This is a genomic window from Sphingobium sp. IP1 (genome assembly GCF_002708645.1).
GTDB lineage: Bacteria > Pseudomonadota > Alphaproteobacteria > Sphingomonadales > Sphingomonadaceae > Sphingobium > Sphingobium yanoikuyae.
This window is the reverse complement of the sequence record NZ_NOIW01000049.1, coordinates 1-24,410: the sequence shown is the minus strand read 5'-3', so window position 1 is coordinate 24,410 and position 24,410 is coordinate 1. Positions and strand designations below refer to the sequence as shown.

The 24,410-nt window shown below is 66.9% G+C and carries 23 protein-coding genes; 7 read left to right on the top strand and 16 right to left on the bottom strand.

The window, feature by feature from the left end:
- Positions 1-61: 61 nt before the first annotated feature.
- From CG471_RS16925 to glmM, 4 genes are read right to left on the bottom strand one after another with little or no spacing between them, the layout of a single operon-like run.
- Entirely contained in the window at positions 62-661 is a 600-nt protein-coding gene (locus CG471_RS16925) for a ribonuclease HII (protein ID WP_099232598.1), read from the bottom strand.
- Positions 654-1,415 (bottom strand): bifunctional hydroxymethylpyrimidine kinase/phosphomethylpyrimidine kinase, encoded by a 762-nt coding sequence (gene thiD, locus CG471_RS16920; protein ID WP_099232597.1) that lies wholly within the window; start codon positions 1,413-1,415, stop codon positions 654-656. Before thiD ends, CG471_RS16925 begins: the two co-directional genes overlap by 8 nt.
- On the bottom strand, positions 1,412-1,636 hold the full coding sequence (locus tag CG471_RS16915) for a DUF1272 domain-containing protein (protein WP_099232596.1): 225 nt from the start codon (positions 1,634-1,636) through the stop codon (positions 1,412-1,414). Before CG471_RS16915 ends, thiD begins: the two co-directional genes overlap by 4 nt.
- Entirely contained in the window at positions 1,636-2,976 is a 1,341-nt protein-coding gene (gene glmM, locus CG471_RS16910; protein ID WP_099232595.1) for a phosphoglucosamine mutase, read from the bottom strand. Before glmM ends, CG471_RS16915 begins: the two co-directional genes overlap by 1 nt.
- Before the next feature lie 93 nt (positions 2,977-3,069).
- On the opposite strand from glmM, the gene CG471_RS16905 reads away from it, so the two are divergent.
- Complete coding sequence (locus CG471_RS16905) at positions 3,070-4,437, top strand: sodium:alanine symporter family protein (protein ID WP_099232594.1); 1,368 nt, start codon at positions 3,070-3,072, stop codon at positions 4,435-4,437.
- A gap of 158 nt (positions 4,438-4,595) precedes the next feature.
- On the opposite strand, the gene CG471_RS16900 is transcribed toward CG471_RS16905, so the two are convergent.
- The 7 genes from CG471_RS16900 to CG471_RS16870 form a co-directional block, all read right to left on the bottom strand.
- Entirely contained in the window at positions 4,596-4,778 is a 183-nt protein-coding gene (locus CG471_RS16900; protein WP_004210977.1) for a CsbD family protein, read from the bottom strand.
- 87 nt (positions 4,779-4,865) lie between these two features.
- Positions 4,866-7,631, bottom strand: coding sequence for a DUF3857 domain-containing protein (locus tag CG471_RS16895; RefSeq protein WP_099232593.1), 2,766 nt, complete (start codon positions 7,629-7,631; stop codon positions 4,866-4,868).
- 184 nt (positions 7,632-7,815) lie between these two features.
- Positions 7,816-8,352: a 30S ribosomal protein S9 gene (rpsI, locus tag CG471_RS16890; RefSeq protein ID WP_004210975.1), complete on the bottom strand. Its 537-nt coding sequence runs from the start codon at positions 8,350-8,352 to the stop codon at positions 7,816-7,818.
- Positions 8,352-8,831 carry a 50S ribosomal protein L13 gene (gene rplM, locus CG471_RS16885; protein ID WP_004210974.1) on the bottom strand — a complete coding sequence of 160 codons (480 nt, stop codon included), beginning with the start codon at positions 8,829-8,831 and terminating at the stop codon, positions 8,352-8,354. The genes rpsI and rplM overlap by 1 nt, the downstream gene beginning before the upstream one ends.
- Before the next feature lie 130 nt (positions 8,832-8,961).
- Positions 8,962-9,753 (bottom strand): hypothetical protein, encoded by a 792-nt coding sequence (locus CG471_RS16880; RefSeq protein ID WP_099232592.1) that lies wholly within the window; start codon positions 9,751-9,753, stop codon positions 8,962-8,964.
- Complete coding sequence (gene cutA / locus CG471_RS16875; protein WP_099232591.1) at positions 9,750-10,079, bottom strand: divalent-cation tolerance protein CutA; 330 nt, start codon at positions 10,077-10,079, stop codon at positions 9,750-9,752. Before cutA ends, CG471_RS16880 begins: the two co-directional genes overlap by 4 nt.
- Positions 10,076-11,119, bottom strand: coding sequence for a COX15/CtaA family protein (locus CG471_RS16870; protein ID WP_099232590.1), 1,044 nt, complete (start codon positions 11,117-11,119; stop codon positions 10,076-10,078). The genes cutA and CG471_RS16870 overlap by 4 nt, the downstream gene beginning before the upstream one ends.
- Positions 11,120-11,253: 134 nt before the next feature.
- Between CG471_RS16870 and CG471_RS16865 the strand changes: the two genes are divergently transcribed.
- The gene (locus CG471_RS16865) at positions 11,254-13,293 is read left to right on the top strand and encodes a PAS domain-containing sensor histidine kinase (protein WP_099232589.1); all 2,040 of its coding nucleotides are present in this window, start codon (positions 11,254-11,256) and stop codon (positions 13,291-13,293) included.
- A gap of 4 nt (positions 13,294-13,297) precedes the next feature.
- On the opposite strand, the gene CG471_RS16860 is transcribed toward CG471_RS16865, so the two are convergent.
- Positions 13,298-13,930: a 2-dehydro-3-deoxy-6-phosphogalactonate aldolase gene (locus CG471_RS16860; protein WP_099232588.1), complete on the bottom strand. Its 633-nt coding sequence runs from the start codon at positions 13,928-13,930 to the stop codon at positions 13,298-13,300.
- A gap of 3 nt (positions 13,931-13,933) precedes the next feature.
- Complete coding sequence (locus tag CG471_RS16855) at positions 13,934-14,836, bottom strand: 2-dehydro-3-deoxygalactonokinase (protein ID WP_004210968.1); 903 nt, start codon at positions 14,834-14,836, stop codon at positions 13,934-13,936.
- A 135-nt stretch (positions 14,837-14,971) separates the two neighbouring features.
- On the opposite strand from CG471_RS16855, the gene CG471_RS16850 reads away from it, so the two are divergent.
- The 5 genes from CG471_RS16850 (at position 14,972) to CG471_RS16830 (ending at position 21,176) form a co-directional block, all read left to right on the top strand.
- Positions 14,972-16,774, top strand: a complete 1,803-nt coding sequence (locus tag CG471_RS16850; RefSeq protein WP_037509823.1) for an IlvD/Edd family dehydratase — start codon at positions 14,972-14,974, stop codon at positions 16,772-16,774.
- Between the two features lie 158 nt (positions 16,775-16,932).
- Positions 16,933-18,510, top strand: coding sequence for an aldehyde dehydrogenase (NADP(+)) (locus tag CG471_RS16845; protein WP_097382389.1), 1,578 nt, complete (start codon positions 16,933-16,935; stop codon positions 18,508-18,510).
- On the top strand, positions 18,507-19,487 hold the full coding sequence (gene araD1, locus CG471_RS16840) for an AraD1 family protein (protein ID WP_099232587.1): 981 nt from the start codon (positions 18,507-18,509) through the stop codon (positions 19,485-19,487). Before CG471_RS16845 ends, araD1 begins: the two co-directional genes overlap by 4 nt.
- Positions 19,484-20,407 carry a Gfo/Idh/MocA family protein gene (locus CG471_RS16835; RefSeq protein WP_099232586.1) on the top strand — a complete coding sequence of 308 codons (924 nt, stop codon included), beginning with the start codon at positions 19,484-19,486 and terminating at the stop codon, positions 20,405-20,407. The genes araD1 and CG471_RS16835 overlap by 4 nt, the downstream gene beginning before the upstream one ends.
- A 16-nt stretch (positions 20,408-20,423) precedes the next feature.
- Complete coding sequence (locus CG471_RS16830; RefSeq protein ID WP_004210963.1) at positions 20,424-21,176, top strand: FadR/GntR family transcriptional regulator; 753 nt, start codon at positions 20,424-20,426, stop codon at positions 21,174-21,176.
- On the opposite strand, the gene CG471_RS16825 is transcribed toward CG471_RS16830, so the two are convergent.
- From CG471_RS16825 to CG471_RS16815, 3 genes are all read right to left on the bottom strand, one after another.
- Entirely contained in the window at positions 21,177-21,839 is a 663-nt protein-coding gene (locus CG471_RS16825) for a S8 family serine peptidase (RefSeq protein ID WP_099232585.1), read from the bottom strand.
- Positions 21,832-23,526: an ABC transporter ATP-binding protein gene (locus CG471_RS16820; protein WP_099232584.1), complete on the bottom strand. Its 1,695-nt coding sequence runs from the start codon at positions 23,524-23,526 to the stop codon at positions 21,832-21,834. Before CG471_RS16820 ends, CG471_RS16825 begins: the two co-directional genes overlap by 8 nt.
- Positions 23,523-24,410: hypothetical protein (locus CG471_RS16815; protein WP_099232583.1), on the bottom strand; the 888-nt coding region annotated here is incomplete at its 5' end. The genes CG471_RS16820 and CG471_RS16815, both read right to left, overlap by 4 nt.

Sequence of the window (24,410 nt, the reverse complement as noted above, 5' to 3'; positions counted from 1 at the left end):
GCGCCACACCCGCGCCAGCCCTCAAATCATCCCCATCCCGCCCCGCGACGGGACAGCATCGTCAGATCAGCAGCAGTTGCGCCACCGGCGAAAAACTGCGCCGGTGCAGCGGCGTCGGGCCATGCTCATGCAGCGCCGCCATATGCTTGGCACTGCCATAGCCCTTGTTGCTCTCCCAGCCATAATGCGGATGGTCGGCGGCCGCCGCGATCATGATCCGGTCGCGCTCTTCCTTGGCCAGGATCGATGCGGCAGCGATCGACAGGCATTTGGCGTCGCCCTCCACCACCGCAGTCGAGGGCCAGCGCCAGTTGGGACAACGATTGCCATCGACCAGTATATGGGCGCAATCCTGCCCCAGCGCCTCCACCGCGCGGGTCATGGCCAGCATCGTCGCCCATAATATATTGAGTTCGTCGATCTCGGCTACGCTCGCGACGCCAAGGCCCCAGCACAGCGCGCGGGCCTTGATCTCCCCCTCCAGCGCGGCCCGCTTTTTGGCGGTCAGCTTCTTGGAATCATTGAGGCCCTCGGGGCAATCCTCCTGTCGCAGGATCACGGCCGCCGCGACCACCGGCCCCGCCAGCGGCCCGCGCCCGGCCTCATCCACCCCGGCGACCAGGCCGGGATGATGGATCAGTTCATGCGCAAAATCAGGCATAGGCGTGAAAGCCGAAGGGATTGCCCATCGGGCCATGACCCGCGCCCAGCCCCGGCGCCAGTGCCAGTGCCTCGCGCACATATTTGCGGCCCCGTTCGACCGCCTCGATCAGGTCCAGCCCCTGCCCCAGGCCAGTCGCGATCGCGCTCGCCAGGGTGCAGCCGGTGCCATGGCTGTGCCGCGTGTCGATCCGCGCATTGCTCCACGCCTTGCGCACGCCCTGTGGCCCGATCAGCCGGTCGGTCAGCATCGGCCCCTCGCCATGGCCACCCTTGGCCAGCACATGGGTGGCGAAACGGATCGCGATTTCCTCGCCGCCCAGCGCCGCCAGTTCGGGGATATTGGGCGTCACCAGCGTGGCGATCGCCATCAGCCGCTCGAACGCCGCGATCGTCGCCTCGTCCGCCAACAGCGACCCGCTGGTCGCGACCATGACGGGGTCGAAGACGATCGGCACATGCTCCAGCAGCGCCAGCCGCTCGGCCACCGCTGCCGCCGTCTGCGCCGAACCGATCATGCCGATCTTGACCGCGTCGACGCCGATATCGCTGATCACGCTGTCCATCTGTGCCAGCACCATGTCGGTCGGCACCGGGTGGACGCCCTGCACGCCCAGCGTGTTCTGCGCGGTGATCGCGGTGATCGCGGTCATGGCATGGCCGCCCAGCATCGTCACGGTCTTGATGTCCGCCTGGATGCCCGCGCCGCCGCCGCTGTCCGACCCGGCAATGATGAGGATGCGGGGCAGCGTCATCCCTTGAACTTGCGCTCCGTGGAGGCGGGGTTGTTCGCCAGCGCCTTCCCCATTCGGGTCGGCCGGGCCATCAGTTCCCCGCCACAATTGGGGCAGCGATCGTCCAGCGCCTCGGCACAGGGCGCGCACCAGGTGCATTCGAACGAACAGATGAACGCGCCGGGCTCATCGGCCGGCAGGTCGGTGCCGCAGCGTTCGCAATCGGGGCGCATTTCAAGCATCAGGCCGCCGCCTTCTCGACCGCGGCGCAGATGCGTTCGACCACGTCCTTGACCTGATCCTCGCGGTCGCCCTCGGCCATGACGCGGATCACCGGTTCGGTGCCGGACGGGCGGATGACCAGCCGGCCCGATCCGTTCAGTTCCGCCTCTGCCTGGGCGATCACGCGCTGCACCGTCTCATCCTCCAGCGGCTTGCCACCGGCAAAGCGGACATTCTTGAGCAGCTGGGGCACCGGATCGAACTGGTGCAGCGTCTCGCTCGCCGGCTTGCCCGACCGGACCAGCGCGGCGAGCACCTGCAACGCCGCCACCGTGCCGTCGCCGGTGGTCGCATAGTCGGACAGGATCATGTGGCCGGACTGTTCGCCGCCAACATTGAAGCCGCCTTCGCGCATCCGCTCCAGCACATAGCGGTCGCCGACCTTGGTGCGTTCCAGGCCGATGCCCTGCCCGGTCAGGAAGCGCTCTAGGCCCAGGTTCGACATGATCGTCGCCACCAGTCCGCCACCGCGCAGCGTGCCGGCGCGCGCGAAATTGGATGCGATCAGCGCCATGATCTGATCGCCGTCGACAATCTGGCCCTTTTCATCGACCACGATCAGCCGGTCGGCGTCACCGTCCAGCGCGATGCCGATGTCCGCGCCGGAAGACACGACCGTTTCCTGGCACAGCAGCGGCGCGGTCGATCCGCAGCCGTCATTGATATTGGTCCCGTTCGGATTGACGCCGACCGCGACCACGGTTGCGCCCAGTTCCCAGAAAGCGGACGGTGCGACCTGATAGGCGGCGCCATTGGCACAATCGACCACGATCTTGAGACCATCGAGCCGCAGGTCGGCGGGAAAGCTCGACTTCACCGCATGGATATAGCGGCCACGCGCGTCCTCGACCCGGCGGGCACGGCCGATATCCTTGGACGCGGCCAGCGGCACGTCCTGGTTCAGCAGCGCCTCGATCTTCAGCTCATCCTCGTCCGACAGCTTGTAGCCATCCGGGCCGAACAGCTTGATGCCATTGTCATAATAGGGATTGTGGCTGGCCGAGATCATCACGCCCAGGTCGGCGCGCATCGAATGGGCCAACATGGCGACGGCCGGCGTCGGAATCGGGCCGAACTGGACCACGTCCATGCCGACGGCGGTAAAGCCCGCGACCAGTGCATTTTCGACCATATAGCCCGACAGGCGGGTATCCTTGCCGATCACCACCCGATTGCGATGCGTGCCGCGCTGGAAATGGGTGCCAGCGGCCATGCCCACCTTCATCGCCAGTTGCGGCGTCATCGGCCACTGGTTGGTGCGACCACGAATACCGTCAGTGCCGAAATATTGTCTGCTCATGCGATCCTGCCCCAGGGCGGCTATGGGTAAAACTCACCTCCCCCATAGCAATCTTTGATCGACTTTCCACCGCTGTCCCGGCATCGCCGGCGCATGGAAAATTTCAATGCCGCCGTCGATGCGCTGTCCAGCGCGGTCTTCTTCAAGGTGCCCCTGTTCGGCGCGCAGATCGAGCTGATCGTGCTCTATCTCGCGCTCCCCATGCTGTTCTTCACCATCTGGCTGGGCTTTCCCAATGTCACCCAGGTCGGCCGGGCGATCCGCATCCTGCGCAGCCAGCCGCATGAGGGCGAAGCGAAGGGCGATGTCAGCCAGTGGGGCGCGCTCTCCACCGCCCTGTCCGGCACCATTGGCCTTGGCAATATCGCCGGGGTCGCGGTGGCACTGACCATGGGCGGGCCGGGCGCAATCCTGTGGATGTTCATCATCGGCTGGTTCGCGATGACGGTGAAGATGGCGGAGGTCACGCTGGGCCTCAAATATCGCGTCTTCGACGAACGCGGCCATGTCCATGGCGGGCCGATGTATGTACTCAAAGCCGTCGGCGCGGCGCGCGGCTGGCCGAAGATCGGGCTGGTGCTGGGCGGCGCCTATGCCTTCTTCGCCCTGTTCGGCGCGATCCCGATGGTGCAGGTCAACCAGAGCTTCGCCCAGGTGAAGGTGGTCACCGGCATGACCAATGGCTGGGCCTATGGCGTGTTCATCGCGGCGGCCGTCGCGCTGGTGACGATGGGCGGCGCGGCCTGGCTGGGCGAAGTGTCGAAGCGCCTGACCCCGCTCAAGGTCACCGTCTATCTCGGCGGCGTCGCGGCGATCCTGACCCTCCATGCCGACGCCATTCCCGGCGCGCTGGCGCTGATCTGGCACGGCGCCTTTTCCAGCGATGCGGCCACCGGCGGGGCGATCGGCGCCTTTGTCGCGGGCATGCGCCGCGCGGTTTTCGCCAGCGAGGCGGGCGTCGGGTCCGCCGTCATGGCGCACAGCCTGGCCCGCGCCCGCCATCCGGTATCCGAAGGGCTTGTCGCGCTGCTGGAGCCGCTGCTCGGCACGATGATCGTCTGCGCGCTGGGCGGGCTGGCGCTGGTCGTGGCCGGCACCTGGAATAACGGGCTGGAGGGCATCGCCATCACCTCCGCCGCCTTTGCCAAGGTGTCGCCCTGGTTCCCCTGGCTGCTCGCCGTCGTCGTCTTCCTCTTCGCCTATTCGACGCTGGTCGCCTGGGGCTTCTATGGTCTTCAGGCCTGGGGCTATCTGTTCGGCAACGGGCCCCGCGCCCAATGGGTCTACAAGATCCTCTATGTCGTCGCCCTGCCGCCGGCCGCCGCGATCGACCTTGGCCGGGTGGTCGGCATCGTCGACAGCAGCTTCTTCCTGATGGCGATCCCCAATGTCATCGCCCTCTATCTGTGCGCCGGCGAACTGCGCCGCGACGTGAAGGCCTATCTCGCCGATCAGGCTTAACTTCGCACATTTCCCGCACATTCTGACATAATCTTGCGGGGCCGCGATCCTATCGGAAAGCGGCCCCTTCTTATAGCATGGCCTTAACCAGATAGGACAGAAATGAAAAAGGCCCCGCCTTTCGGCGGAGCCTCTTCGTTCGTGCAGACGGTGGCGCGTCAGATCTTGTCGCCGAGCGCACCCTTGACGGAGCCGGCCACATCCTGGGCCGTACCCTTCGCCTTCTGCAGCTTGCCTTCGGCTTCCAGGCGTTCATTATCCGTGGCCTTGCCGATCGCTTCCTTCGTGGCACCGGCGGCCTTGTTGCCCGCAGCCTTCACCTTGTCGGTCAGTTCACCCATATGGTTTCTCCTTGGAAGTGGCATTCCCCCTGTCAACCATCGGACAGGGGGAAAGGTTTCCATCGAAACGCGGGCGTCACGACAAAATCAGGGCTTGATCCCGTAGCGCGCATAGACGGCGTCGATGCGCGGATCGATGCGGCGGGCGACCGCGATTTCCGCGTCACCCTCGCTCGCCCGGCCCAGCCGGTGCAGCACGATGCCGCGCATGTAGCGGCTCGGCTCCTTGCCCGGCTCCTGCGCGACGACCACGTCCAGGTCGCGCAGCGCATCGTCGAACCGGCCCATACGGAACCACAGCATCGCCCGGCTGTCGAGCGCGGCCATGCTGCCCGAACTCAGCTCCACCGCCTTGGTGCAATCCTGCATCGCACTCTCCAGCTCGACATTGCGCGATCCCTTGACCCAGCAACGCTCGTTGAACAGCCCGGTCATGCCCGGCTTTTCCGCCAGTTGCGCATCGATGATCTCGATCGCCTTGGCCGGATCGCCATAGGTGCCGAGCAGCGTCGCCTTGAAGCTGCGATAGCCGTCGCGCGCCTCGCCACCGATCGCGATCTTTGCGTCGACCATGCCCAGTGCATCGTCCAGCTTGCCGCTTTCCGCCAGATAGGTCGCGACCGTGCCGACCGCCGCGCCCGACGCCGGATCAAGCTGGCGCGCCATCCGGCCATCGGCCAGCGCGCCGGTCACGTCGCCGGTCTGGAACCGGCGATAGGCGCGCTGCAGATAGAGGTCGACATCGGGCTTGATACCGATGGCCTTGTCCAGGTCGGCCAGCGCATTCTTGTAATCGCCAATGCCCCAGCGGAAATTGCTGCGGCTGGAATAGCCGGTCGCATCCTCCGCATCGGCGGCGATCGCCTTGGCAAAGGTCGCCTCGACCGCCTTGGACTGCGGCCAGGCGGCGATGGTCGCCGGGCTGTAATCCCACAAATAGGTCGGCTTGGCCGGGCCGATCACATGCGGCGACATGGCCTGCACCGTAGCCAGCGCATCGCGCTCGTCAGGCAGGCGGTCGGCCGCAATCTCGACGCCGGTGGCGTCGGTCCGCTCCTCGACATCCAGCACGCCGTCCTTCAGCTGCACGGTCCGGCGCAGGTCATAGCCGGCCACCGTCTTGCTGAGGCCCTGCTCGCCTTCCATCACATAGCCCTTGCCGCCCTGGGGCAGGCGCAGGCGCAGATGATAGCGGATGCCGATCGGCGCGCTCGTCGCCACCGGGATCGCCAGCCAGGCGGGGCGTGCCCGGTCCGGCGCGAAGCTGATCTCGTCGATCAGCTTGCTGGCGTCGCGGCGATAGCGCCGGTCGCTCAGCTTCCAGGGCGAACTGGTGACGCCATGGGCGGTGAAGGTGACGGTGGCCGACGCCGCATCGGTGGTGACGCCGACCTGGCTATATTGGGCGGTGCCGACCTGCTCGCTGAAGAAGCCCTGCACCATCTCGTCGCGCCGCTTGGCATCCATCTGGCCAAGGCCAGTGCTGATCATGGTGGCGATCTGCCCCCGCAGCACCGCCTTGGCATCGAACACGGTCGGCAGCTTCTCATGCCCACTCTCGTCCGCCTCGACACTGACGTCGATCGTCGGCCGGGCATTGGCATGGGTCTGGATCGGCATCAGTTCCGCGCCGGCGGTCCGCACCGGCAGCACCGATCCGAAGCGCGGCGTATCGCCGATATCCTCCAGCCGCGATCCCAGGCCCGTGCCGTCGAGCCAGTAGGACTGGCCATCGATCACCGCACGCACCAGCACATGGTCGAACGCCGCGGCCGTGGGCAGCCGTTCCGGCACGGAATCGCCCAGGGTCGAACTGGCCAGCACCGGCTCCGCCTCGATCCCCAGCCCGCGCAGCAGCGACAGCAGCAGCAGCGTCTTCGCCTTGCAGTCGCCATAGCGCAGCGTCCAGGTCTCGGCCGGCTTCTGCGGGACATAATTGCCACCATTCATGCCGACCATCAGATAGCGGACATGGTCCTGCACCAGTTGCAGCGCCGCCGCCGCCTTTTCCTTGGGCGATCCCGGCAGCGCCTTGAGCTTGGCCAGTTCGCCCGCCAGGGGCGATCCATCGGCGATCAGCCCATCGGTCGCATAGAGCGGCGCCATCGTCTTCGACACATCGGCCCAACTGGCGAAGGTCGACAGTTCGAACAGCGGCGGATGGGTGAAGCGGGTCGGCGCGTCGGCCGGCATTTCCGGCTGCTTGGCCAGCGGCACGGCAAAGCTCAGCTCGGTAAGGCCACCCTTCTTGACCGGCTTGGCATCGACGCCGCTCGCCAGCAGCTTCCAGCGCGGCGCGTCCGCATCATCCCAGAGCAGGCGGACCCGGCCATAGCCCAGCCGCAGCGGCGCGGCCGGCAGGGCCGAGACATTCTGGACATGGCCGCCCAGCGCATCATCCTTGCTGGTGGTCGAATAGCGCAGCCGCACCACATCGCCCACCTGCACCCCCTCGACCGCCATGGTCGCGGTCAGGATGCCGCTGATCTGCAGCGCTTCCAGCCCCTGCTCACGGCGCAGCACGGTGAATTTCTTGCCGCTGGCGAGCGCATCGATCACCTGATCGCCGCGCAGGATCGACAGTTCATGGATGATGAGGTCGCCCTTGTCCGGCGCCCAGGGCAGCGTCAGCGACGACAACTGCGTCAGCGCCTCGGCCGAACCGGCGCGGGTGGCGATGTCGGCATAGTTCCACAACTGGCCCTTCTCGACCCGCTGCTGGCTGTCGAGGATCATCATCGAGGGCGGATCGCCATCGGCCGCGAGCTTGGGCATCGCCGCCTTGTCGATCCAGCCGGGGGCCGGCTGATACAGCGGCACCTCTCCGGCAAAGGCAGGCGCCACAACCGTCATGGCCGCCGAAGCCGCCAACCACCCAAAATGTCTCATTTCCCCCCGAACATCCTTTTGCACTAAGCCCCGTTTGACCGAAGGCTATGGCATCGCGACGAAGCGCTCAAGGGGAAGCATCACGCGCAAAGAAAAAGGGGCCGGAAAACCGGCCCCTTCTCGAAATTCGCGGCAGTCGCGAAGCGGATTAGCGCTTCGAGAACTGGAAGCTGCGGCGGGCCTTGGCCTTGCCGTACTTCTTACGCTCGACGACGCGGCTGTCGCGGGTCAGGAAGCCTTCGGCCTTGACCGCGCTGCGCAGCGCCGGCTCATACTTCGACAGAGCCTGGGCGATGCCGTGCTTGACCGCACCGGCCTGGCCCGACAGACCGCCGCCCTTGACGGTGGCGATCACGTCATACTGACCTTCACGGTCGGTGACGCCGAAGGGCTGGTTGATGACCAGACGCAGGGTCGGGCGAGCGAAATAGACTTCCTGATCGCGACCGTTGACCGTGATCTTGCCGGTGCCGGGCTTCACCCACACGCGGGCCACGGCGTCCTTGCGGCGGCCGGTGGCATAGGCGCGGCCGAGGCCGTCGATTTCCTGGGCGCGCAGCGGAGCCGAGGGCTGGACCGGCGCGGCAGCGACGGGCGCTTCGCCTTCGACGGCGGCCGGGGCAGCGGCAGGAGCGGCAGTGGCCAGCGACGCGAGGTCGGACAGGGACTGACGGTTATCGGACATTATGCACCCACCTTGTTCTTGCGGTTGCGCGACGCGAAGTCGAGCACTTCGGGGTTCTGGGCTTCATGCGGATGCTCGGTGCCGGCGAAGATGCGCAGGTTGCGCATCTGCTGGCGGCCCAGCGGACCACGGGGGATCATACGCTCGACGGCCTTTTCCAGGACGCGCTCGGGGAAACGACCTTCCAGGATCTTCTGGGGGGTGGTTTCCTTGATGCCGCCGGCATAACCGGTGTGCTTGTAGTAAACCTTGTCGGTCAGCTTGCGGCCGGTGAACTTGACCTTGCCCGCGTTGATGATGATGACATTGTCACCGCAATCGACATGGGGGGTGAAGCTCGGCTTGTGCTTGCCGCGCAGGATATTCGCCACAGTCGAAGCGAGACGACCCACGACCAGCCCTTCGGCGTCGATCAGGATCCACTTCTTTTCGACCGTTGCCGGGGTTGCCGGCTTGGTGGTCTTCATCAGCGCCTTCATGGTGCCAATTCTCCAAGAATGAACAGTGAACCAGCTACCCTAGGGTCGCCGGAAGATGGGCGCTAATGACGTTTGGGGGCCGACAAGTCAAGAGATTCGGCGGCTTTCACGACGGGTAAAATAATACCACTCACTCGCTGGCGGCGGTCAGGCTCCGCTTTTCGGTCAGCGTCTGGGCGCCCAGGGTCAGCCTGCGCTCCTGCGCATCGACCAGTCCCGTCTGCGCCGACACGATATAGCGCATCGCGACATGGGCGCCCTCCCCCTGCAGATCCTCCTGCAAGGTCAGGCGGTTGCCGTCATGGGCGGCAACGGTGGACTCGCCCTCCACCGCGACGGCGCGGCCCAGCGGCGGGCCAGCCATGGTGCGCACGCCACGCGGCCTGGCATCGTCAACTTCGCTGTCAACGAACAGCAGCAACGGCTGCACCTCGCCCGACAGCAGCGCCAGCCGTCCCTCGGGCGTGAGACCATCCAGCAGGATCAGGACATTCTTCGCCGTGCGCTGCCCCGCACTGCCCTCCGGCGCCTTGGCGATCATGGCATTGAGCGCCTTTTCCATCGTCGCCCGGACATCATCGACATTGTCGAGGCCGACAATCTTGCCATGGACATCGAGGCGGAAGCGATGCTCCACCCCGATCAACGGCGACAGGGCAGCGCGATAGGCATCGGCCCCCGCACCGGGCGCATCGCTGTCCAGACTGCGCAGCGTGACATGCAGGATATAGCCGTCCCCTGCCTTTTCGAAACGCAATATCCGATCAGCCCGAAACAGGCTGTCGTGCCCGTCGACCGGCCGATGCTGTTCGATGCGATAGAGCAGATCCTGCCCGGTCGGCGGCGCGAAGCCGATCGCGACCGGGGCGGCCAGTGCCGGCGACGCGAACGCCAGGGACAGGAAGGCGATCACCCGCTTCATGCCAGTTGCTCCGCGACCCAGGTGGCGAAGGGCGGATGGGCGGCATCGACCGGCAGCGCCAGGATCGCCGGCACATCATAATCGTGCAGCTGCGCGATCCGCGCCATCAGCGCGTCGCGCCGGTCGGCGCGGGTCTTGAACAGGACCGGGACTTCGGCGCCTTCCTCCACCTTGCCCTGCCATTCATAGATGGAGGTGCAGGGACCAAGGATATTGGCGCAGGCGGCCAGCCTCTCCTCGACCAGCGTGCGGGCGACGGCACGCGCCTGCTCGACCGATCCGAACAGGCTGTAGACCAGCGCCAACTCGTTCCCTTCAGGGCTCATGCCCGGCGCGATCCCACGGCATGGGCACCCCAGGCGGCCGAGGCCACCACCAGCGCGCCGACCGCCTGGTGCAGCACGGCCAGCGGCAGGGCGATGCCGCTGATGACGGTGGCGATGCCCAGCAGCACCTGCGTGCCGACCGCCGCATTGATCGCGATCGACGCGCCGCGATGGCCCGCCGCCTTGGCCTTGCGCGCCAGGATGATCAGCATCCCCGCCGCAACCCAGGCCCACCAGCGATGGATGAAATGGACCAGATAGGGATCGCTGCAGACGGTCGCCCAGAGCGAACCGAGCCATTGGATGCCTTCGGGCACCAGATGGTCGTTCATCAGCGGCCAGGTGCTGGAGACATAGCCGGCGTCGAGGCCGGCGGTGAAGGCGCCGAACATCAGCTGGACCAGCAGCACCAGCAGGGTCGCCAGTGCAAAGGGCTGTAATGCGGCGGGCCGGGCATAGGGATTGCGCGCCAGCGCCAGCAGGTCGAGCGCAGTCCAGATCAGCCCGCCAATGATGAAGAGCGCGGTCAGCAGATGCACCGCCAGCCGATAATGGCTGACATCGGTGCGCACCGACAGGCCCGACTTCACCATCCACCAGCCGATCGCCCCCTGCAACCCGCCCAGCGCCAGCAGCGCGACCAGCCGCCAGCCATAGCCGGCCGGGATCGCCCGCCGCGCCGCGAACCAGATCAAAGGCAGGGCAAAGGCGACGCCGATCAGGCGGCCGAGCAGCCGGTGCAGCCATTCCCAGAAGAAGATGAACTGGAAGGCGGCCAGGCTCATGCCCTTGTTGATCTCCTTATATTCGGGGATCTGCTGATAGTCGCGAAACGCCTCCATCCACTGGTCGTGGGTCAAGGGCGGGATCGCGCCGGTGATCGGCTTCCACTGGGTGATCGACAGGCCGGATTCGGTGAGGCGCGTGATGCCGCCCACCACCACCATGCAGAAGACCAGCGCCGCCACGATGAGCAGCCAGCGGGCAATGGCAACGGGACGCGGAGCCGCGCTGAACGCGGTCGGGGAAGAACGTGTCATGCCCGGTCCATGCGCCCATGCCGCCCCCTATTCAAGAGGCACGGACTGGGACAAAAGGTCATGGGGCTGCCATTGCGCGGGGATACAAATCGGCGCACGGGCGTCTCCCACCAACGCATTGCAACGACAGGGTTATGATGAGCCAGCAGAGGGACATTGCCGACATGATCGCCGAACAGGGGCCGATGGGCGCCCTGACCGCGACGATCGACGCGTCCTCGCCTCTGGGGGCCGCCTCGGACTGGTCGCCATCGCTCGTCTCGACGGTGCGGCTGATGCTGTCGTCGCGCGCGGAAATCGTGCTGTTCTGGGGGCCGGATTATTGCGCCCTCTATAATGAAGCCTATGCCCCCACGATCGGCGACAAGCATCCGCGCGTGCTTGGCCGCCCGGCCCGCGAAGGCTGGGCGGAGCTGTGGGATGATCTTGGCCCGCTGCTGCAATCGGTGCGGGACACGGGCGAAACCTTCCATGCCAAGGACCGTCCTTTCTATATCGAGCGCGATGGCGGCCGGGGCGAGGAGGTCTTCTTCGACATTTCCTATTCGCCGGTGTTCGAACTGGATGGGTCGATCGGCGGCGTGCTGTGCATCGTCAGCGAAACCACCGTCCGCGTGCTGGCCGAGCGCGAGGCGCGGGCCGACCGCAACCGCCTCTGGGCGCTGGCGCGCGACCCCTTCCTGATCGCCGACAGCAATGGCATCTGGCTGTCCGCCAGCCCCGCATGGACCGACATATTGGGCTGGTCGCAGGAGGAACTGATCGGCCGCACATCGGAATGGATGGAGCATCCCGACGATGTGAAGCGGACGCGCGGCGAGGTGCAGGATCTGGCCGATGGTCATCCGACCATGCGGTTCGAAAACCGGTTCCGCACCAAGCGGGGCGACTATCGCATCTTTAGCTGGACGGCCGTGCCCGAGGGCGACCTCATCTATTGCGTCGCCCGCGACGTGACCCGGCATCGCGCCGACGCCCAGACCCTGGCTGAAACCGAAGCCGCGCTGCGCCAGGCGCAGAAGATGGAGACGCTGGGCCAGCTCACCGGCGGCGTCGCGCATGACTTCAACAATCTGCTGCAGATCGTCACCGGCAATCTGGACCTGCTGCAACGCGCCCTGCCCGACGACCAGCCGCGCCTGCGCCGCGCCGCCGACAATGCCATGGCCGGGGCCGAACGGGCGGCGATACTGACCCAGCGGCTGCTCGCTTTCTCCCGTCGCCAGCCCCTGGCCCCCGACCGGGTCGATCCCAACCGGCTGATCGCGGGCATGTCGGACCTGCTGCACCGGACGCTGGGCGAGATGATCGAGGTGGAAACGGTGCAGAGCCCGCGGGTCTGGCCGGTCGAGATCGACGTCAACCAGATGGAAAATGCGTTGCTCAACCTCGCGGTCAATGCGCGCGACGCGATGCCGCAGGGCGGCAAGCTGACGATCGAGGTCGCCAACACCCATCTCGACAGCCATTATGCCGCGACCGAGCAGGAAATCACGCCTGGCCAATATGTGCTGATCTGCGTGTCGGACACCGGCATGGGCATGGATGCCGACACGCTGTCCCACGCGATCGAACCCTTCTTCACCACCAAGGATGTCGGACGCGGCACCGGCCTTGGCCTGTCGATGGTCTACGGCTTCGTCAAGCAGTCGGGCGGCCATGTCCGGGTCTATTCGGAGGCCGGCCATGGCACGACGGTGAAAATCTACCTGCCGCGCTATCATGGCCTGCTGCCGGTGACCGAGGAGATCGTACAGGCCCCGCCCCCACCCTGTCCGCAGGCCGGGCAGGAGGTGATCCTGGTGTGCGAGGATGACGAGAATGTCCGCGCCTATTCGGTCGAGGTGCTGCGCGACCTGGGCTATCGCGTGATCGAGGCGGGCGATGGCCCGACTGCCCTCGCGGCGCTGGATGCCGCTGCCGAGCCGATCGACCTGCTGTTCACCGATGTGGTGCTGCCCGGTGGCATGACCGGGGCGGACATTGCTCGCGCCGCCAAGGCGAAGCAGCCGGGACTGCGCGTGCTGTTCACCACCGGCTATGCCCGCAACGCGATCATCCATCATGGCCGGCTCGATCCGGGGGTCGAACTGCTGACCAAGCCCTTCACCTACAGGGCGCTGGGCGAGAAGATCCGTGATATGCTGGACCGGGTGGAAAGCCCGGTCCAGTAAAAGGTCAGGCCTTCACGCGCTGCCAGGCGGCGACCAGGTCGACCGCGCGTTCGCGCACGGTCAGCGCATCGTCGCCCGGACGATAGAGCGCGCCACCCACGCCGATCCCTTCGCAGCCACCGGCGAGCCAGTCGCCGATCGTGTCCGCGCCGGTGCCGCCCACGGCCCAGACGCCGACATGCTTGGGCAGCACATCCTTGACCGCCTTCACATAGGCCGGGCCGAGCTGGGCCGCGGGGAACAGCTTCACCCGACGCGCGCCAGCCTCGACCGCTCGGAACGCCTCGCTCGGCGTCATGAAGCCGGGCAGCAGTTCAAGGCCGAGTTCGGCGCCGCGTGCGATGACGTCGGGGACGGTATTGGGCGTCACCATGATGCGGCCGCCCGCACCTGCCAGCGCTTCAACCGCCTGGATCGTCAACACCGTGCCGCCGCCGATCAGCGCGCGGTCGCCAAAGGCCTGCTGCATCGCGGCGATGCTGACCAGCGGATCGGGCGAATTGAACGGCACCTCGATCACGCGGATGCCGGCTTCCACCAGGGCGGCGGCGATATCGAGCGCCTCTTCGGGCTTCACGCCACGCAGAATGGCGGCGATCGGCGGCGCGCCGTCGGCCAGCAGGTCGTCGAGGATCATGGGTCAGTTCTCCAGAAAGCCAAGGCCAGCCCGCGCACAGGCGTCGCCGTCCAGCGATTGCGAAGCGATGCCCTGCGCATCGAGGGCACGGGCATAGCGATCCGAAAGCCGCGCGTCACCAATCAAGACGACGCCGGTGTCGCCCGCCAGCGCGGCGCGCGCCTCGGCAATCTCGCAGCCGATGACGAGGCCCGACAGATAGCCCAGCGCCCAGTCGGCCGAACGCCCGGCGCGCAGCCGCATCGCCCGCGCCGCGAACAGCGAGGCAAGCAACCGCCCCGCGCCGGCCCGCTCCAGCCCTTCGGCGAAACCGGCCGCTTCCTCTGCCGGATCGGCGTCGGCGGCGGCGATATTGGGGCTGAGCGTCGAACGGTCCCGCAACAGCGCGAACAGTTCGCCTGTCGGCACGGTGCGGAAGCGGATCACCCGGCCATCCTCCACCAGCGTCCATTTGCTGTGGGTGCCGGGCAGCACGATCAGGTGACGGCCGGTGGCGAGCCGGGGATCGAGCGCCATCGCGCCGAAAATCTGCGCCTCCTCGCCGCGCATCACGTCGGCAATGCCGTCGGCGTCGGTGCAGGCGAGGCCCGCCATGATCGCCAGCGGCGCGCCGCGCCAGTCAAAGCGCACGGCAACCTCTGCCCAGCTATCGGCGTCGGCCGGGCAATCGGCATAGGGCGCCTCGACCCAGCCGTCGCGCGCGCCGACCATGCCGCACAGGCGGATCGATGTCGGCAGGCCATCTTCCAGCCAGGGCGCGATCGTCTCGGCAAAGGCGGCTTCCGCCTCGCGGCCGACCACACCGATGCCCGGCCCGTCGCGGCGCGCCACGATCCGCCCCGCTTCCACCCGGAACAGCCGCAGATTGCTGGTCCCCCAGTCGCCGATCACTGCATAGTCGCTCATCGATGATCTGCCCGATTTTTCGCGTTCAACCGCACTTTCCCTCTCTTTGTATCCTTGAAAAGTTATTTGTCTGAGTATATCGGAGAGGCAAGCGCGTCAACGTGCCAAGCCTTTTCAAAGTGTCAGGATGCCCACATGAGCGATTCGTCCAAGCCTACTCCCAAGCTGCGTAGCCGCGCCTGGTTCGACAACCCAGACAATATCGACATGACCTCGCTCTATCTGGAGCGCTACCTGAACTTCGGCCTCAGCCTTGAGGAACTGCGCAGCGGCAAGCCGATCATCGGCATCGCCCAGACCGGCAGCGACCTGTCGCCCTGCAACCGCCATCACCTCGTGCTGGCCGAGCGTATGCGCGAAGGCATTCGCGAAATGGGCGGCATCGCGCTCGAATTCCCGGTCCACCCGATCCAGGAAACCGGCAAGCGCCCGACCGCCGGCCTTGACCGCAACCTCGCCTATCTGGGTCTGGTCGAAGCCATGTATGGCTATCCGCTCGACGGCGTGATCCTGACCAGCGGCTGCGACAAGACCACCCCGGCGCTGCTGATGGCCGCCGCCACCGTCAACATCCCGGCGATCGCCCTGTCGGTCGGCCCGATGCTCAATGGCTGGCACAAGGGCGAGCGCACCGGTTCGGGCACGATCGTGTGGCATGGCCGCCAGCTGCTGGCCGCCGGCAAGATCGACGATGAAGGCTTCATCAAGCTGGTCGCATCGTCGGCGCCGTCGACCGGCTTCTGCAACACCATGGGCACCGCCAGCACCATGAACGCCCTCGCCGAAGCGCTGGGCATGATGCTGCCGGGCAGCGCCGCGATCCCCGCCCCCTATCGCGACCGTCAGGAAGCCGCCTATCGCACCGGCAAGCGCATCGTCGAAATGGTGCATGAGGATCTGAAGCCCTCCGACATCATGACGCTCGACGCCTTCCACAACGCCATCGTCGCCAACTCGGCGATCGGCGGTTCGACCAACGCGCCGATCCACCTGGCCGCCATCGCCCGCCACATGGGCGTCGACCTGCCGCTCAAGGATTGGGAGACCGTCGGTCACAAGGTGCCGCTGCTGGTCAACATGCAGCCGGCCGGCGAATATCTGGGCGAGGATTATTACCGCGCCGGCGGCCTGCCCGCCGTCATCAGCCAGCTGATCGACCAGGGCCTGATCAAGGAAGGCGCGATGACCGTCAATGGCAAGACCATGGGCGAGAATTGCAAGGGCGTGGAGATCGAGGATGAGAAGGTCATCCGTCCCTTCGGCCAGCCGCTCAAGCAGGAAGCCGGCTTCCTGGTGCTGACCGGCAACCTGTTCGACGAAGCGGTCATGAAGACCAGCGTCATCAGCGAAGAATTCCGCATGCGCTACCTGTCGAACCCCGACGATCCCGAAGCCTTTGAAGGCCCGGCGGTCGTGTTCGACGGTCCGGAAGATTATCACCACCGCATCGACGATCCGTCGGTCGGCATCACCGCCGACACGCTGCTGTTCATGCGTGGCGCCGGCCCGATCGGCTATCCGGGTGCGGCCGAGGTCGTGAACATGCGTCCGCCGGCCTATCTGATCACCGAAGGCGTGTCGGCCCTGCCCTGCATCGGCGATGGCCGTCAGTCGGGCACCTCGGGCAGCCCGTCGATCCTCAACGCCTCGCCCGAAGCGGCGGCGATGGGTGGCCTGGCGCTGCTGGAAACCGGCGACCGCGTCCGCATGGACCTGAAGGCCGGCGTGGTGAACGTGCTGATTTCCGACGAGGAACTGGAAGCCCGCCGCGCCAAGCTGGTCGCCGAAGGTGGTTACAAATATCCCGCCTCGCAGACCCCCTGGCAGGAAATCCAGCGTTCGGTCGTCGGTCAGATGAACACCGGCGCGATCCTGGAAGGCGCGGAGAAATATCAGCGCATCGCCCAGACCATGGGCCTGCCGCGCGACAACCACTGATTTGGCATTGATCCGGTAAACGGCGCGTCATTCAAAGGAGGCAACAGGACGTAATTTCCGTGCAGCGATGCTCGAAATTGCGTCCCCTCGTCCCCATCTGATGGGCGCGCCGTTCCGGCAAATATTACCCCCTTTCCACGACATTTCGGGAGATATCCATGTTCAACGGAGCCATTCTGGTCGGTGCTGCCGAGCGCACCGGTGGTGAGCCCTTCTTCGCGGTCGATCCGTCGACCGGCGCCAAGGGCGACGTCGCCTTCCACAACGCCTCGACCGCCGATGTCGCCGACGCCTGCGCGCTGGCCGACAGCGCGTTCGAGGGCTTCTCGACCCTGTCTCCCGAAACCCGCGCGGCCTTCCTGGAAGCCGTGGCCGACCAGATCATGGAAATCGGCGACCTGCTGATCACCACCGCCATGAGCGAAACCGGCCTGCCGCGTGGCCGCCTGGAGGGCGAGCGTGGCCGCACCGTCGGCCAGCTGCGCCTGTTCGCTTCCTATGTCCGCCAGGGCGACTGGCTCGACGTCACCATCGACAAGGCGCTGCCGGAACGCACCCCGCTGCCCCGCAGCGACCTGCGCCGCGTCAACCATGCCGTCGGCCCGGTCGCCGTGTTCGGCGCGTCCAACTTCCCGCTCGCCTTCTCGGTCGCGGGCGGTGACACCGCATCGGCCTTCGCCGCCGGCTGCCCGGTCGTCGTGAAGGGCCACCCGGCCCACCCCGGCACCGGCGAACTGGTCGCCCGCGCCATCGCCGCCGCGGTCAAGGCCAGCGGCCTGCATGAAGGCGTCTTCTCCTACCTGCCCGGCACCACCAACGACCTGGGCGGCGCGCTGGTCGCCGATCCGCGCATCAAGGCGGTCGGCTTCACCGGTTCGCGCGGCGGCGGCATTGCGCTGATGAAGATCGCCGCCAACCGCGAAGAGCCGATCCCGGTCTATTCGGAAATGTCGTCGATCAACCCGGTCGTGCTGTTGCCGGGCGCGCTCGCGGCCCGCGCCGAAGCGCTGGGCACCGCCTTCGTCGGTTCGCTGAGCCTCTTCGCCGGCCAGTTCTGCACCAACCCCGGCATGGTGATCGCGCTCGACAGCCCCGATCTCGACCGTTTCGTCGCTTCGGCGGCGACCGCCCTGTCGGCCAACCAGCCCCATGTCATGCTGACGCCGGGCATCCACGCCGCCTATGAAAAGGGCGTCGAGGCACTGGCCGGCGCGGAAGGCGTCACCACCGTGGCGCGCGGCGCCGAGGCCGAAGGCGTGAACCTGGCCCAGTCGGCCCTGTTCGCCACCAGCGGCGAACAGTTCCGCACCAACCCGGCGCTGTCGCATGAAGTGTTCGGTTCCTCGTCGATCCTGGTGAAGTGCGCCACGATCGAGGAAGTGATCGCCACCATCGCCCAGATGGAAGGTCAGCTGACCGCCACGCTGCAGATGGACGAAAGCGACAATGACAATGCCGCCAAGCTGCTGCCGACGCTGTCGCGCAAGGTCGGCCGCGTGCTCGCCAATGGCTGGCCGACCGGCGTCGAAGTGACCCATGCCATGGTCCATGGCGGTCCCTTCCCGTCGACCTCGGACGGCCGCACCACCTCGGTCGGCACGCTGGCGATGATGCGCTTCCTGCGTCCGGTCTGCTATCAGGACGTCGTCGACGCCGTGCTGCCGCCGGCGCTGCAGGCGGCCAACCCCTGGAAGCTCAACCGCCGCATGGAAGGCAAGCTGGAGCTGGCGCAGTGACCGTCATTTCGCTGGTTCAGTTCAACGAGGGTGGCACGCGCGGCGTCGCCGCCCTCGACCAGACCGGCGCGGCGAAGCGGGTGATGGGCGCAAGCTCCACCCGCCAGCTGGCGCTGGACGCGATCGCGGCGGGTCAGGGCCTGGCCGCCTTTGCGGAAAGCAAGCTGGGCGACGCGGTGGACCTGTCCACCGTCACCCTGCTCTCGCCGATCGACCATGAGGATGCGGCGCATCTGCTGGTCGCCGGCACCGGGCTGACCCATCTTGGTTCGGCCGAAGGGCGCGACAAGATGCACAAGGCCGCCACCTCGGGCGACCTCACCGACTCCATGCGCATGTTCCTGATGGGCGTCGAGGGCGGCAAGCCCGCCGATGACGGCATCGGTGCGCAGCCCGAATGGTTCTACAAGGGCGACGGCCAGATCCTGGTCGATCCGGGCCAGGACTTCACCATGCCGGCCTTTGCCGAGGATGGTGGCGAGGAACCCGAAGTTGCCGGCATCTACCTGATCGACGCCGACGGCACGCCGGTGCGTCTGGGCTTTGCGATCGGCAATGAATTTTCCGATCACATCACCGAACGCGGCAATTATCTGTGGCTCGCTCACTCCAAGCTGCGCCAGGCCTCGCTCGGCCCGGAACTGCTGCTGGGCGACCTGCCGCAGGATCTGCGTGGCACCAGCCGCATCGTCCGCAATGGCGAGACGGTGTGGGAAAAGCCGTTCCTGTCGGGTGAGACCAACATGTCGCACACGATCGCGAACCTGGAACATCATCATTTCAAATATGGTCTGTTCCGCCGCCCCGGCGACATTCATGTCCATTTCTTCGGCACCGCCACCCTGTCCTTCTCCGATGGCTTCGCCACCCAGGAAGGCGATGTGTTCGAGGTCGAGGCCAAGCCCTTCACCCTGCCGGTCCGCAATGGACTCACGCGTGCAACGGACGAGGGCAAGACCAAGGTAAAGGCGCTATGAGCATCAAGGCCGGCCTCGTAGGCCTGGGCAAGATCGCCCGCGACCAGCATCTGCCCGCGATCGCCAAGATCGACGGCATCGATCTGGTCGCCGTCGCCAGCCGCAACGCCCAGGGCGAAGGGGTGAATAATTATCCCGATCTCGGCGCAATGCTGGCGGGCGAGCCCGACATGGATGCCGTCATCCTGTGCCAGCCGCCGCAGGTCCGCTATCAGGCGGCCCGTCAGGCGATCCTGGCTGGCAAGCATGTCTTCCTGGAAAAGCCGCCGGGTGCGACCGTGTCGGAAGTGGATGCGCTGATCGCGCTGGCCAAGGCCAATGGCGTCACCCTCTATGCCAGCTGGCACAGCCGCTATGCCGCCGCCGTCGCCCAGGCCAAGGACTGGATGGCGTCGCGCACGATCGAGCGCATCTCGATCCAGTGGCGCGAGGATGTCCGTCACTGGCATCCGGGCCAGCCCTGGATCTGGGAAGCGGGCGGTTTCGGCGTGTTCGATCCGGGCATCAACGCCCTGTCGATCCTGACCGAAATCGTCGCCGAACCGATCACCCTGCTGTCGGCCGAACTGGAAGTGCCGTCGAACAAGCAGGCGCCGATCGGCGCGACGCTGGCAATGGCGACCGCTTCGGGCGCAAAGATCGACACCGTGTTCGACTGGCGCCAGACCGGTCCCCAGACCTGGGACATCGCGGTCGAAACCAGCAATGGCAAGCTGCTCCTGTCCGAAGGCGGCAACACGCTGACCCTGGACGGCGAAGTCCAGTTGAAGGCGCCGGACGAGGAATATCCGACGATGTACCGGCGCTTCGTCGGGCTGGTGGCGGACAAGGCGATCGACGCCGACACCGCGCCGCTGCGCCTGGTGGCCGATGCCTTCCTTTGTGGCCGGCATTGCCCTACGGCTGATTTTGAGGACTAAATTCAACGGAGGTAGAATGGGGAGCGAGCGCAAGGACGGACCGGAACGCAAGTTCGCGTCGGACGAAGGCTCGCTCCGCATTCACCAGGCGATCGCCCGCGACATGGGCACCGCCATCCTGACCGGCAGGCACAAGCCCGGCGACCTGTTCGAGGGCGAGATCGAGGCGTCGGAACGGCTTGGCGTATCGCGCACCGCCTATCGCGAGGCGATCCGCATCCTGATTGCCAAGGGCATGCTGGAAAGCCGCCCGAAGGCCGGCACCCGCGTCCTGCCGCGCGCGCGCTGGAACGTGCTCGACCCCGAAATGCTCGCCTGGATGTTCGCCGGCGAACCCGACCGCGCCTTCATCCGCGACCTGTTCGAGCTGCGCGGCGTGATCGAGCCGGCGGCGGCCGAATTTGCCGCGCGCCGCCGCACCGACGATCAATTGGCGATCATGGACGCGGCGCTGGCCGAGATGGAACGCTATGGCCTGTCCACGCCGGAGGGACGCGCCGCCGACCAGCGTTTCCACAATGCCATCCTGGCCGCGACCCATAATGACGCGCTGGAGGCGCTGGCCAGCTCGGTCGGCGCGGCGGTCAGCTGGACCACCACCTTCAAGCATCGCAAGAAGCTGTTGCCGCGCGACCCCCTGCCCGATCATCAGGCGGTGCATCGCGCCATCGCCGCGCGCGATACGGCCGCCGCGCGCAACGCCATGGCCGAACTGCTACGCCTGGCCTTTGCCGACATGGATATTGCGCTCAGCGAACCGGGCGCCTGATCAACCGACCTCTGCGCGGGCGCCGGCCGGCATCCACCGGGCCAGACCCGCCCGCCCCTGCCGCGCGATCAGGCCGGTCATGTTGGCGACAGCGAAACTGACACCATGGAGGTTGCGACGCTGGGGCACGCCGGGGATCGGCCGGGGATGGCCCGAGGCGAAAGCCAGCCCCGCCCGCAGCCGAAAATCGTCGCGCGGACAATCCCAGTCGAGGCCGACACCCAGCACCATATCCAGACTGCCGGGATAGCAGGGCGTGCCCTCATTATCGCGCGCTGCGACGATCAGGATGCCGGCCGCCAGCGCCCGTTCGGCGGCGGCTGCGAACGCCCCGCCATGGGCCGGATTGACGGTGCCGAGGCTGAGGTTGATGAGGTCCACCCGCGCCGCCACCGCCCGGTCGATCGCCGCGACCAGCGCCCGCGCGGTGGTGCTGAGTGCGTCATGGAAGACCCGGATCGGCAGGCAGAGCGCATCGGGCGCCTGATCCTGGATCGCGGCGATGACGGCGGTCCCATGGCCAAGCCGGTCGCCTGTGTCAGCTTCGTTGTCACGCCCATCCTTGGCGATCGCATAGCCGGGCAGCAGCCGGGCGGCATCGACATGGGGATGATCGGGATGGACGCCGCTGTCTATGACGGCGATGCGCAGCGGATCAGGCATGAACCAGCTCGGACTGCTGCACCATATGCGCCTGCCCGTCGGTGACCGTCACGATCCGGTCGGCGATCCGCGCCAGAGCCGGCTTGTGGGTGATGAGGATGATCGTCGCATCGGGCAGCGTCCCGCGCAGCCGCTCCGCCACCAGCGCCTCGGTCTCGCCATCCAACGCCGATGTCGGCTCGTCCAGGATCAGCACCGATGGCCGGCGCAGCAGCGCGCGGGCGATGACGATGCGCTGCCGCTCGCCCGCCGACAGCGCCAGCCCCCGCTCGCCGGTGCGGGTGCCCAGCCCCTCGGGCAGTCGCGCCAGGAACGCGTCCAGCCCGGCGGCATGGGCCGCCGCCTCGATATCCTCAATGCGCACATCCGGCAGGGCAAAGCCGATATTGGCGGCGATACTGTCATTGAACAGCCAGGGCGACTGGTCGACCAGCATCACCTCGCGCCGCAGATCGTCGAGCCGCAGGTCGCGCAGGTCATGGCCGTCGAGCAGGATGCGTCCCCCGGTGGGATCGGCATGGCGCACCATCAGGTCGGCCATGGTCGACTTGCCGACGCCGCTCGGCCCCAGGATGGCGCAGATGCTCCCGGCGGGGATGGACAGGTCCATGTCGCGCAGCACCGGATCGCGATCATAGCGCATCGCCACCTGCTCGAAGCGCACCTCGCCGCGCACCCGGCCGATCGGCGGGGCATCGGCGCGCTCCTCGACATCGGGCCTTGTATCGAACAGGTCGAAAATGCGGCCCAGCGACACCCGCGCCGACGCCAGTCCCGACGTCAGCCCCATCAGCGTCTGGATCGGCGACAGCAGCCGCATATGATAGGTCATGAAGGCGACGAGCGTGCCGATGCTCATGTCGCCCTCGATGATCCGCCAGCCGCCATAAAGGATCACGGCGGAGGTCGCTCCGGTCATCAGCGTGCCGGGCAGCGCCCCGGTCATGTAGGAGGCGACCTGCATCCGCAGCATCGCGCCGACAAAGGCGTCATTCTTCGCCTTGAAGCGCCCAACCTCATGCTCGCCGGCGCGCAATGCGGTGACGACGCGCATGCCCATCACCGTATCGACCAGCAGGCTGCCGAGATCCGCGCCCCGCTCGCGCATGTCGCGGGTCAGCGCGGTCAGCCGGCGCTGATAATAAGTGAAGGCCACCAGGCTGGCTGGCACCAGCAGTATGCCGACCAGGAACAGCCGCCAGTCGAGCCAGAGCATCATCGCGACGCAGCCGACGAAGAAGAGCAGGTTGCTGACCACCGACAGCAGGGTGTCGGACGCGATCCGCTGCACATCGCTCACATCGCTGTTCATGCGCGAGACGAGGTCGCCCAGCCGGAAACTGGCATAGAAGCGCGGCGAGAGCGTCTGGAGATGGCGCAGCAGCGCGGCGCGCATGTCATAGAGCATCGCCGCCGACAGCCGGACATAGCGATAGCTCGCAAGGATGTTGACGCCGAAACCCAGCACCGTGACCGTAATCATGATGCCGGCAATCCGCCACAGCGCCCCCATGTCCCGCCGCAGCAGCGCCTGATCGATCATCAGCTTGGACAGATAGGGCTGCGCCAGCCCCAGCGCGGTCGACAGCACACTGATCGCCAGCACCAGCAGCAGCCCGCGCCGATAGGGCCGGATATAGGGGAGCAGCCGGCGATAGCTGCGCCATTCAGCGACAGGCGCGCTCATGCCGCCATCCCCCGTGGCACCAGCCGCAGGCCATGCAGCGCAAATTGCGGCTCGGGCAGTGTCGCCAGCAGCCCGGTACACCAGTGATGCCCCTGCATCAGCGCCTCATGTTGGGTGCGCCACCAGTCACCCCGGCCGCCATCGGCATAAAATTGGGCGCAGAGCAGCAGATGCCGCCGCATCGCCGCGATCAGCATCGCCTGATAATGACCGAGCAGCGCGGCCCGGTCGCCGCCTTCCGCGATGCCCGTCAGCACCGCGCTCGCCAAGATCGCCTCCCGCACCGACTGGGCCGTGCCGTCGCCACAGATCGGATCGAAGCCGATCGCCGCCGTGCCACAGGCCAGCCAGTCGTCGCCGACCAGCGGCAGATGCAGACGCGGCGCGACCAGAAAGGGGCGCGACGATCCGCCGATCGGATCGACCACCGGCGCGATCAACCGGCTCTGTGCCAGCAGCGCGTCGATTTCGCCACCAACGCCCAGCAGCCAGCCCTCTTCCCCGTCCGCCGGCACCAGGAACAGCCAGCCGCTCTCGACCGCCTCGACCCGCCCTTCTTCGCGGCAGGCCGGATCGCGCAGCCGCACGCGGGCGGCGACGGCATGGCGCTCGCCAAAGGCATGCAGTTCGCCGATCGGCAGCGGCGGCGCGGCATGGATGGTGAAATCGGGCGTGGCCATCGACGCTTCGTCGGGCACGGCCAGCGCGGCCTGCACCATCGCCTCCGAAGCCAGCACGGCATCATGCGGCACCAGCACCGGCGCGCCGCCCCAGGCGACCAGCCGGCGGCGCAGGCGCGGGGCATCCGCGAACAGGTCCGGCCGGGCGAACAGATCGCGCATCAAGGCCAGCGCCGCCTCGCTCAGCAACAGGCTGGGCACGGG